Genomic DNA, 1,495 nt, shown 5'->3' on the forward strand with positions numbered 1-1,495 from the left:
GCCTCGCGCACCGGAGTGAGATCGCCCGAACGACGATACTCCTGCAACGCCTCGTCGACCTGGATGCCGAGGCCGCGGCACGCGGCAACTGGTCACCGCATGTCCCGCGCGCTAGCCTTGCCCGCGACGGACAGACCCTGCCCCACCCCGAAGAGGTCGGCCCGAACCAACGGGCCGCAGGCAGACCGGTCCCGGCACGGGGCCGCAGGCAGACAGGAACAGGTCGAGGAGACCGCGCAGTGACACCCCTTACCCACCGCCTTGCCCGCGGCGCGGCCCTCGTGGCCGCCATCGCCCTCGTCGCCAGCTGCGGGCTCACCCCGCGTTCGGGCCCCAGCAAGCGCGAGATCTTCGCAGGATCGGTGCTGCGCGAGGGCGATGCCTTCGTCGTCGCCGTGGACGACCGGGTCAACCGCATCGCCGGCGTCACCCCGGCGCTGGGCTTCGCCGCCGCTTTCGAATCCGCGGCCCTGCTGGGCTCGGACACGATCCAGCCGGGCGACGTGCTGGGCCTGACCATCTGGGAAAACGTCGACGACGGACTGCTCGTCCCCTCGGGCCAGAACGCCACCGTGCTCGAAGAGGTGCAGGTCGACGGGGCCGGCTTCGTCTTCGTGCCCTACGCGGGCCGGATCCGCGCGGCGGGCAACACCCCCGAGGCGATCCGCCGGATCATCAGCGAAAAGCTCGAGGCCCAGACCCCCGATCCGCAGGTGCAGGTGCGCCGCCTCGCCGGCGACGGCTCGACCGTCTCGGTGGTGGGCGACGTCGGCGCGCAAGGCGTCTATCCGATCGAGCGGCCCACCCGCACGCTCTCGGCCATGCTCGCCGCTGCCGGCGGCGTGACCGTGCGGCCCGAGCTGGCGCAGGTCACGGTCACCCGCGGCGGCACCACGGGCGAGGTCTGGTTCCAGGACATCTACGAGCACCCGCGCGCCGACATCGCGCTGCGCGGCGGCGACCGCATCCTCGTCGAGGCCGACACCCGCGACTTCACCGCGCTGGGCGCCACCGGGGCGCAGAATCTGGTGGACTTCGAAAGCCGCAACATCTCGGCCATCGAGGCGATTGCCCGCGTCGGCGGTCTCAACCCGCAGCTGGCCGATCCGACCGGCGTCTTCGTCTTCCGCAACGAGCCCGCCGTCATCGCCAGCCAGATCACCGGCATCCCCGATCTCGTCGGCACCCAGCGGCTGGTCTACGTGCTCGACCTGACCCGGCCCAACGGCATGTTCCTCGCCCGCGATTTCGCGATCCGCGACGACGACACCGTCTATGTGACCGAGGCGCCGATCGTCGAGTTCAACCGGGTCATCAGCGGACTGACCGGCTCGCTGACCGCCACGCGCACCGCCGCCGACTCCGTCCGCTGAGCTTGCCCGCCCCCGCCACGCGCCGGCTTTACGTCTACAACGGCGGTCTCCTGGCGCGGCCGATGCGGGCGCGGCTGCGCGCGGCGGGCTACGCGGTGCGAAGCGGCCTGCCCGGACGCCAC

The 1,495-nt window shown here is 72.2% G+C and carries 1 protein-coding gene; it reads left to right on the forward strand.

Annotation, left to right across the window (positions count from 1 at the left end):
* The first annotated feature begins 239 nt into the window (after positions 1–239).
* Positions 240–1,373, forward strand: coding sequence for a polysaccharide biosynthesis/export family protein (locus tag NHG85_RS18690; RefSeq protein ID WP_253335242.1), 1,134 nt, complete (start codon positions 240–242; stop codon positions 1,371–1,373).
* Positions 1,374–1,495 lie beyond the last annotated feature (122 nt).

Origin of the sequence: Limimaricola litoreus, from assembly GCF_024159025.1 — a bacterium.
GTDB classification, from domain to species: Bacteria; Pseudomonadota; Alphaproteobacteria; order Rhodobacterales; family Rhodobacteraceae; genus Limimaricola; species Limimaricola litoreus.